Origin of the sequence: Aeromonas sp. ZOR0002, assembly GCF_963866995.1 — a bacterium.
Taxonomy (GTDB): Bacteria; Pseudomonadota; Gammaproteobacteria; order Enterobacterales; family Aeromonadaceae; genus Aeromonas; species Aeromonas caviae.
Genome location: NZ_CAWMFQ010000403.1, coordinates 1 through 7,715, shown reverse-complemented (window position 1 = coordinate 7,715; position 7,715 = coordinate 1). Strand labels below are relative to the sequence as shown.

8 protein-coding genes are annotated in these 7,715 nt (G+C 61.7%); 1 reads left to right on the top strand and 7 read right to left on the bottom strand.

Translation table 11 applies throughout. The annotated features are described in order from the left end of the window. Positions 1 to 111: 111 nt before the first annotated feature. From AACR77_RS22945 to AACR77_RS22920, 6 genes are read right to left on the bottom strand one after another with little or no spacing between them, the layout of a single operon-like run. Positions 112 to 1,290 carry a hypothetical protein gene (locus AACR77_RS22945; RefSeq protein WP_042879010.1) on the bottom strand — a complete coding sequence of 393 codons (1,179 nt, stop codon included), beginning with the start codon at positions 1,288 to 1,290 and terminating at the stop codon, positions 112 to 114. Positions 1,291 to 1,292: 2 nt separating this feature from the next. Continuing rightward, positions 1,293 to 1,955, bottom strand: a complete 663-nt coding sequence (locus AACR77_RS22940) for an energy transducer TonB (RefSeq protein WP_042879008.1) — start codon at positions 1,953 to 1,955, stop codon at positions 1,293 to 1,295. Beyond that, positions 1,952 to 2,353 carry an ExbD/TolR family protein gene (locus tag AACR77_RS22935; RefSeq protein WP_010672232.1) on the bottom strand — a complete coding sequence of 134 codons (402 nt, stop codon included), beginning with the start codon at positions 2,351 to 2,353 and terminating at the stop codon, positions 1,952 to 1,954. Before AACR77_RS22935 ends, AACR77_RS22940 begins: the two co-directional genes overlap by 4 nt. Beyond that, the gene (locus AACR77_RS22930) at positions 2,350 to 2,880 is read right to left on the bottom strand and encodes a MotA/TolQ/ExbB proton channel family protein (protein WP_010672233.1); all 531 of its coding nucleotides are present in this window, start codon (positions 2,878 to 2,880) and stop codon (positions 2,350 to 2,352) included. The genes AACR77_RS22935 and AACR77_RS22930 overlap by 4 nt, the downstream gene beginning before the upstream one ends. Beyond that, a complete protein-coding gene (locus tag AACR77_RS22925) occupies positions 2,877 to 4,172 on the bottom strand; it encodes a MotA/TolQ/ExbB proton channel family protein (RefSeq protein WP_042879005.1) in 1,296 nt (431 codons plus the stop codon). The genes AACR77_RS22930 and AACR77_RS22925 overlap by 4 nt, the downstream gene beginning before the upstream one ends. Continuing rightward, positions 4,169 to 4,930 (bottom strand): DUF3450 domain-containing protein, encoded by a 762-nt coding sequence (locus AACR77_RS22920; RefSeq protein WP_042879003.1) that lies wholly within the window; start codon positions 4,928 to 4,930, stop codon positions 4,169 to 4,171. Before AACR77_RS22920 ends, AACR77_RS22925 begins: the two co-directional genes overlap by 4 nt. Before the next feature lie 211 nt (positions 4,931 to 5,141). Between AACR77_RS22920 and AACR77_RS22915 the strand changes: the two genes are divergently transcribed. Continuing rightward, positions 5,142 to 5,918, top strand: a complete 777-nt coding sequence (locus AACR77_RS22915) for a LuxR family transcriptional regulator (RefSeq protein WP_010672236.1) — start codon at positions 5,142 to 5,144, stop codon at positions 5,916 to 5,918. A gap of 60 nt (positions 5,919 to 5,978) precedes the next feature. Here AACR77_RS22915 and glmS read toward each other — a convergent pair. Next, positions 5,979 to 7,715: glutamine--fructose-6-phosphate transaminase (isomerizing) (glmS, locus tag AACR77_RS22910; protein ID WP_042879001.1), on the bottom strand; the 1,737-nt coding region annotated here is incomplete at its 5' end.

The window sequence follows — 7,715 nt, the reverse complement described above, 5'->3', positions numbered from 1 at the left end:
TAGGGGCGCATTATAGGGAGCCGCGCCGCGATGACAAGGGCTTTTTGTAAAAATGTGCTCGTTTGCTGAAAAAGCAGGCTAAACCCCATGAAATGAGAGTTTACCCCAGTTTCATGCCGCTTTTTTGTTCATACCGTCAGTCTGGGCCTGAATGTAGTTGACCCAGCTGGTCGCCCTGTCTTGCCAGTTGTTCTGCTGTTGCAGCTCGCGAGCCAACACCAGCGCCTGAGCATATTGTTCTTTATTGAGGTGTGCCTGCACCAGCAGGGCCTTGGCTCTGTTGCCCTGCTCTCCTTTCACCGACTTGATGGCCGCGAGCTGGGTCATGGCGGCATCTGTCTTTCCCTGTTGCAGCAGCAGTTCGGCGGCACGCATGGCGGCCTTGGGGTGAGCATGTTCCCGGGCAAGCAGCTGCCAGCTGTCCACAGCCTTCGGCCACTCACGTGCCCCTTCCCACAACTGGGCCAGCAATTGGCGATTCTCGGCGCTCTGCTTCATCTGTCTCTTGGCCATGGCAGACTCCAGCAGACGCGCACCGCGATAGGGCAGTCCCTGCCAGGCATACAGGCGGATTAGCTGGTTGCGGGCGGCGGCATCATCCATCAGTTGACGGTCGATGGCAGTTTGCAGCAGTGCAAGCGCTCGATCACCACGCTTGGCGGAGAGATTGAGCGACACAGCCTGCTGCCACCACTTGCTCTCTTTTGGCTCGCGGCGGATCAACTCTTCGGCCTGATCCGCAGCCACGCCGTAACGCTGCAATGCAGTGAGGGAGGAGAGGCGGATGATGGCTGCCTGCTTCTGCCAGCTTTTCTTCAACAGTTGTTCACTCTGGCTGGCTGCCTCGCCGTACTGCTTGTTGTGGTAATAGAGGCCAGCCAAGCGCAGACGCAAGGCATCGTCAGCCTTGATGGCCAATGCGGCCTTGTAGCTGGCGATGGCGCCGGGCCAGTTGGATTGCTGGGCCTGGATATCCCCTCGCAGACGCAACAACTGAAGTCGTTGCTGCTCTGGCCACTCTTTATAGGCAAGAGCCTGCTCCACGTAGCGACTCGCCTGTGCGGTCTGCTGCAGGTTGGCGGCCAGAGAGGCCTGTAACTGCGCCAGCCAGGCGTGCTCAGCCTCGGAACCGGGTTTGAGCACAGCCGCCTTGCTCTGGGCCTGTTGCCACTGGCCAGATTGATAGAGCTTCATCACGGGCTCCAGCTGGCGGGAGAAATGAGGGCTCACCTCCATCGCCAGACAGGCTTGGCTGACCAGGGCCAGCAGACAGATCCAGATCCGCAACATGGTTATGACTCCAATTTGAATTTGAGCGTGATGACTTGCACCAGCTTGTCGGTGGCGCCCGGCCTAGGCTGATAGCGCCACTTGTTGATCGCCTGAATGGCCGCTCGCTCGAACTGGCGCTTCGGCTTGGCCTCGACAACCTCCACATCCTGTACCCGGCCGTCTGCATCGACGCTGAAACGCAAGGTCACGGCCCCCTCGATGCCGGCCTGCTGGGCCCGGTAGGGATAAACAGGCTCAACCCGTTGCAGCGGCATCAGCATGTCGCCGGCACCGATCCCGGTACCCTGCTGCTGACCATGGAAATTGCCGCTCGCGACCGGAGTGGGACTGGTCGCCACGCCAGGGGCAGAGACCTGTACCGCGCTCAGGGTCGAGACCAGATCCAGGCTCGGCTGTACCGAAGGCAACGGGGCCGCCGCCGGCATGGGCAGCGATGTCGAAGCCAGCGCGGCAGGCGGCTCCGGCAGGGGTTCCGGCTCCTGGGGTACCGGCCGCTCACGCACCTGTACCTCGGTCACCTCGTTCTGCATGTTGATGACGATGGATTTCTGCTCTGTGGTCGCCTTCTCCCCTCCGGGCGGCTCCACCAGGGTGGCCATGAACAGCAGGATGCCCAGACTGAGGGCGATCCCCAGTCCCAGGCTCATCAACTTGTGTTTCATTTCGGTGCCACCGCCACGGCGATGTTGGCGATGCCTGCCGCCTTGGCTTCATCCATCACCCGCACCACCTTGCCGTGGGGTACCCGTTCATCGGCCTGGATCACCAGGCTTGCCTCGGGCTGCTCCGCCAACAGTCTGGCGAGGGTGGCCTGCACCCGCTCCACATCCACCTGTTTGCGGTCGAGGAAGATCTGCCCCTGAGCGCCGATCGCCAGCATGATGCTGGACGATTTCTGCGCCTTGGCCTGGCTGGCCTGGGGTCTGTGTACCTCAAGCCCGGCTTCGCGCACGAAGGAGGTGGTCACGATGAAGAAGATCAGCATGATGAAGACGATATCCAGCATGGGGGTCATGTCGATCTGCACTTCATCGCGCTGGCGTTTGGATTGCCGTCTCATTGCATTACCTTCTCTTCTCGCAGGCCGTCCCGGGTCTTGGCCAGCGCACGCTTGGCCTGACTCTCGAGCCGGCTGAGTAACAACACGCCGGAGAGGGCCACCACCATGCCTGCCATGGTGGGGATGGTGGCGCGGGAGATCCCGCCCGCCATGCTCTCCGGGTTAAAGCGGTTGGCCGCAGCCAGCGCATCGAATACGCCTATCATGCCGGTCACTGTACCCAGCAACCCCAGCATGGGGCAGAGCACCACCAGGGTGCGGATGAAGATCAGATGACGGTTGAGCGCCAGCTCCACTTCTGCCAGCCAGCGCCCGCGAATCGCGCGAGCGTGCCAGCTGTGACGCTCGCGACGCGCCTGCCAGCGGCCCAGCAGCTCACGCTGCAACGGTGCAAACCCCAAGTTGAGGTAGAGCAGCCGCTCGATCATCAGAATCCACATCAGCACCAGCAAGGCCAGAATGACCCAGAGCACCGGGCCGCCACGGCCCATGAAGCTCTGCAACTGCTGCCAGATGTCGAGCATCATGCTACCCGCTCCACCCTGTCACCATTGCTTTCGGCCCGCTCGGCCAGGATCCCGGCCACCTGCTGTTCCAGCACGTTGGAAAGCTCGGTGAAACGGGACTGCAACAGGCTGTGGGCCAGGATCAGCGGAATGGCCGCCACCAGACCCTGCACCGTAGTGACCAGGGCCATGGAGATGCCGCCCGCCATGATCTTGGGATCGCCGGTACCGAACTGGGTGATGGCCTGGAAGGTGCCGATCATACCGGTCACTGTCCCGAGCAGACCCAGCATGGGGGCGATGGCCGCGATCACCTTGACCATGCCGATGCCGCGCTCCAGGCGAGGGGTCTCTTGCAGGATCGCCTCATCCAGACGCAGTTCGAGGGTCTCCATGCTCAGTTCTGGATGCTTGTCAGCCACCGTCAGCACCCGGCCGAGGGCGTTGTCGGCATGATATTCACCGCTCTTGAGTTGGCGACGCACCAGGGTCAGTTCGCGGGAAAGGGTCCAGAGCCGCACGGCGGCAATGCCGAGGCCGATGGCGGCCAGCAGTACTATGATGGCGCCTACCTGGCCCCCTTGCTGGACTTGCTGCCAGAAGGTTGGCGCCTGGGCCAGCATCTCGAGCAAGACGCCGTGGGAGGGATCCAGCGGCAGGGCCTCGCCTTCCTTGCCCTGATAGGCGGTCAGCTCGGACAGCACGCCGCCGGGCAGCCCCAGCACAGGGGTGATGCCCTCGGCGCTCACCTGCAGATAACCGGCACCGCCGAACAGGGCGAAGCTGCCGACCCGGGTCAGGGGCTGCTCGCTGGCCGCACCCTGGGCATCCAGCACCTTGCCATCGAACTGGACAACCCGACCCGACTCGCGGATCTCCTGCAACAGGGTGGCGGGCAGCAGGGCGAGGGCGGCGCGATCCGGCACCTGCTTGTCCTGAGCCATCGACTTCAAGGCCGTCAGGCGATCCGGATACTGGCCCTGCACCGAGGAGTCACCCAGCAGCTTGACCGCGTCGCTGGCGCCCTGACGGGTCACCGCGAAGATCTCGTTCATGTCGCCGGAGGCTTGCTCCCACCGGCTGTTGAGCTCCACCAGCTGCTTTTCATTGCTGGCAAACTGGCCGGCCAGCTCCTTGCTAAGGCGTTGAGCCTCGGCCAGCCTGGCGCGGGCACTGTTCAATTCGGTGGAGACAGACGCCAGCTCCTGCTGCGCCTGTTGCTCGCGGGCCTGTTCCTGCTGTTGCCAGGCTTCATTGGCAAGGGCCAGCGGGGAGGTGAGGGAGAGGGTGATCAGAAGGGGGAACCATTTCATGACTGAGCCTCCTGGCTACGCGCGACAGACAGGGGCAGATGCAGCAGTTGCGGGACTTTCTTGTCGGCGGCCATGTCCAGCGCATCGGCAAGGGGGGTGAGCCACTCGCTCTCCAGCGGCAACCAGCTCTTTCTCTCGGCGGACCAGCGCCAGGCCTGGGAGCGATCGGCTGTCATGGCCAGCAGGGAGACGCGACCGAGCGCCAGCACATCCACCCGGCGCTCGGCACCGTCCAGCACCAGCTGGGCAGGATAGGCATCCATCCGGCTGCCGTATTCGGCCTCGATCTGGTAGGCCTGCAGCAGCTGGCGGAACTTCTCCGCCTCGCTCACGTCCGCCCGGGCCAGGGTCGCTTTCAACTGCTCGACCCGCGCCAGACGATCCTCCTTGCGCAGGGGAATATCATCCTGCACCAGTTGCTCCAGGTCCGCCTGCATCTGCAGCATCAGGGGGATCAGGCCCTGACGGGTCTCTTGTACCGCCTCCAACTGCTGGTTCAGCTTGCCCAGCTCGTTTTGCTGATCGGCCACCAGAGACTGCATGTAGCGGTTGTAGGCTTCCAGATCCCGCAGTTGAAGTTGGGCATTTTGCAGCTCAATCCTGGCGGCGACGGCGCCATCGGCGGCTTTCTCCACACGCAGCTGGGAGGCTTTCCCGTCGGCGATACTGTTCTTCAATGCTGGCGCAACCACCTCGTCGGCGGACACGACGCAATGAACGGCCATGGGTAACAAGGCCAGACCCCAAAACTTGTTCATGATATAAATCTTAACAATGATAACTATTCTCATTGTCTCAAAGAGTAGGGTCACTGGCAATCAGATGATTTTCTTGGCCTCTGGCCGAAAAAACAGGATACTTTTTAGACAAGTACGGGAATAACTGGCGTTGGTAGTCGCAACACCATTTTAAATAACTAAAAAATGTCTTTTCGATCAGCAAGATAAGTGATCGAAAAAGGAGACTTACATGTTTAACGATGCGATCTGGGAACACATAGATCGGTTCACCAAGGCGAAGAAGACCAGCGAGATCCAGCAACAACTGGAGCGCTTCAGTCATCAAATGGGGTTTGATTACTTCCGTTTGCTGATTATTTTCCCCATCAGCATGCAGAAATCCCATGTGGCCTTGTTCAACAACTGCCCCACCAGCTGGTTTGATGCCTATTCGGAACGGCACTACCTGACCCAGGATCCGGTCGTCTTCCTGGGGCTGAAGCAGACCCAGCCCATCTTCTGGAACAAGCTCGATTGTGATGCCCCCTGGTTGCCCAGCGCCAGCAGGGAGGTGATGAACCTGGCCGCCGACTTCGGGGTGAGGAACGGCGTCTCCTTCCCGCTGCACACGCCGCAGGGGGAACACGGCATCCTCTCTTTCATCAGCAAGGAGAAGTCCAATTCCGATCTGATGTTTGAAAACGTTCCCCTGCTGTCATTCTGCGCCAGCTACATCTTCAACTCGGCCCTGACCCTCATCAAGGCCAGGCCAGACCTGATGAAATACCTGGCCGAGCTGTCGGATCGGGAGAAGGAGTGCCTGTTCTGGGCCAGCGAGGGCAAGACCTCCTGGGAGATCGCCACCATCCTCGGCATCAGCGAGCGAACCGTGAACTTCCACCTCAATCAGGTCACCAACAAGACGGACTCGCGCAACCGCAACCAGGCGATCGCCAAGAGCATCTCCAGCGGCATCATAGTGCCCTCGCTGGACGATGTGACCATCACCAACCTGCGGCTGTCGTAGCCTGTTTTGCCAAAACAAAAAGAGCCGCAATGCGGCTCTTTTTTCATTTCCGGCGACGGCTTATTCCACAGTCACGGATTTGGCCAGGTTGCGCGGCTGATCCACGTCGGTGCCCTTGATGAGGGCGACGTGGTAGGAGAGCAACTGCAACGGCACGGTATAGACGATCGGCGCGATCATCTCTTCCACGTGGTTCAGGCTCATCACCCGCATGGTCTCGTCGCTCTTGAAACCGGCGTCCGCATCGGCGAACACATAGAGGATACCGCCACGGGCACGCACCTCTTCCACGTTGGACTTCAGCTTCTCCAGCAGGTCGTTGTTCGGCGCTACCACTATGATGGGCATCTCGGCATCGATCAGCGCCAGCGGGCCATGCTTCAACTCACCGGCGGCATAGGCCTCGGCGTGGATGTAGGAGATTTCCTTGAGTTTGAGCGCCCCTTCCATGGCGATGGGGTACTGACTGCCACGACCGAGGAACAGGCTATGGTGCTTGTCGGCAAACTCTTCGGCCAGAGTCTCGATCTGCTTGGCCAGGGCCAGGCTCTCCTTGATGCGCACAGGCAGGGCTTGCAGCGCCTTGACCAGTTCGGCCTCGGCGGCGGCGCTCAGGTTGCCACGGCAGTGACCGACTGAGGCCACCAGCATCAGCAGACCGGCCAGCTGGGTGGTGAACGCCTTGGTGGACGCCACCCCGATCTCGGCACCAGCCCGGGTCATGAAGGCCAGGTCGGATTCGCGCACCAGGGAGGAGCCCGGTACGTTGCAGATGGCCAGGGAGCTCATGTAACCAGACTCCTTGGCCAACCGCAGGGCGGCCAGGGTATCGGCGGTCTCGCCGCTCTGGGAAAGAGTCACCAGCAGGCTGTTGGGGCGTACCACCGACTTGCGGTAGCGGAATTCGGAGGCGATCTCCACGTCGCAGGAGACGCCAGCGATCTCTTCAAACCAGTAGCGGGCCACCATGCCGGAGTTGTAGGAGGTGCCGCAGGCGACGATCTGGACGTGCTCGACCTTGTCGAAAATGGCGCGGGCGCCGTTGCCGAAGGACTCGACCACCACGTGATCACTGCCCAGGCGGCCTTCCAGGGTGTTGGTGATGGCCTTGGGCTGCTCGTAGATCTCCTTGAGCATGTAGTGTCGGTATTCGCCCTTGTCACCGGCATCGTGGGAGAGCTCGGACTCCAGCTCCTCGCGTACCACGGCATGGCCGTCGGTATCGAAGATATGCACGTCGCGGCGGGTCACTTCGGCCACATCGCCCTCTTCCAGGAAGATGAAGCGGCGGGTCACCGGCAGCAGGGCCATCTGGTCGGAGGCGATGAAGTTCTCGCCGATGCCGCGGCCGATCACCAGGGGGGAGCCGGAGCGGGCCACCACCACGCGGCTGTCGTCACGGCTGTCCATCACCACGGTGCCGTAGGCGCCGCGCAGCTGCTTCACCGCTACCTGCATGGCCGCCAGCAGGCTGGGGGCGGATTTCAGCTCGTGGTGCACCAGGTGGGCAATCACTTCGGTGTCGGTGTCGGAGCTGAACACATAGCCCAGCGCCTTCAACTCTTCCCGCAGCTCTTCGTGGTTCTCGATGATGCCGTTGTGCACCACCACGATATGCTCGGAGACGTGGGGGTGAGCATTGCGCTCGGACGGCTCGCCATGGGTAGCCCAGCGGGTGTGGGCAATGCCGGTACCACCGTGGACGGACTGCTCTTCCAGTGCCTTGGCCAGTTCGGCCACCTTTCCGAGGCGACGCACCCGCTGCAGCGGCTGGTTGGCGCTGAACACGGCAACACC

What these genes read in the sequence shown, in the direction of transcription:
- AACR77_RS22940 (WP_042879008.1), bottom strand. Translation starts at nt 1,955, where the DNA reads ATGAAACACAAGTTGATGAGCCTGGGACTGGGGATCGCCCTCAGTCTG.
- AACR77_RS22915 (WP_010672236.1), top strand. Translation starts at nt 5,142, where the DNA reads ATGTTTAACGATGCGATCTGGGAACACATAGATCGGTTCACCAAGGCG.
- AACR77_RS22925 (WP_042879005.1), bottom strand. Translation starts at nt 4,172, where the DNA reads ATGAAATGGTTCCCCCTTCTGATCACCCTCTCCCTCACCTCCCCGCTG.
- AACR77_RS22945 (WP_042879010.1), bottom strand. Translation starts at nt 1,290, where the DNA reads ATGTTGCGGATCTGGATCTGTCTGCTGGCCCTGGTCAGCCAAGCCTGT.
- AACR77_RS22930 (WP_010672233.1), bottom strand. Translation starts at nt 2,880, where the DNA reads ATGATGCTCGACATCTGGCAGCAGTTGCAGAGCTTCATGGGCCGTGGC.
- AACR77_RS22935 (WP_010672232.1), bottom strand. Translation starts at nt 2,353, where the DNA reads ATGAGACGGCAATCCAAACGCCAGCGCGATGAAGTGCAGATCGACATG.
- AACR77_RS22920 (WP_042879003.1), bottom strand. Translation starts at nt 4,930, where the DNA reads ATGAACAAGTTTTGGGGTCTGGCCTTGTTACCCATGGCCGTTCATTGC.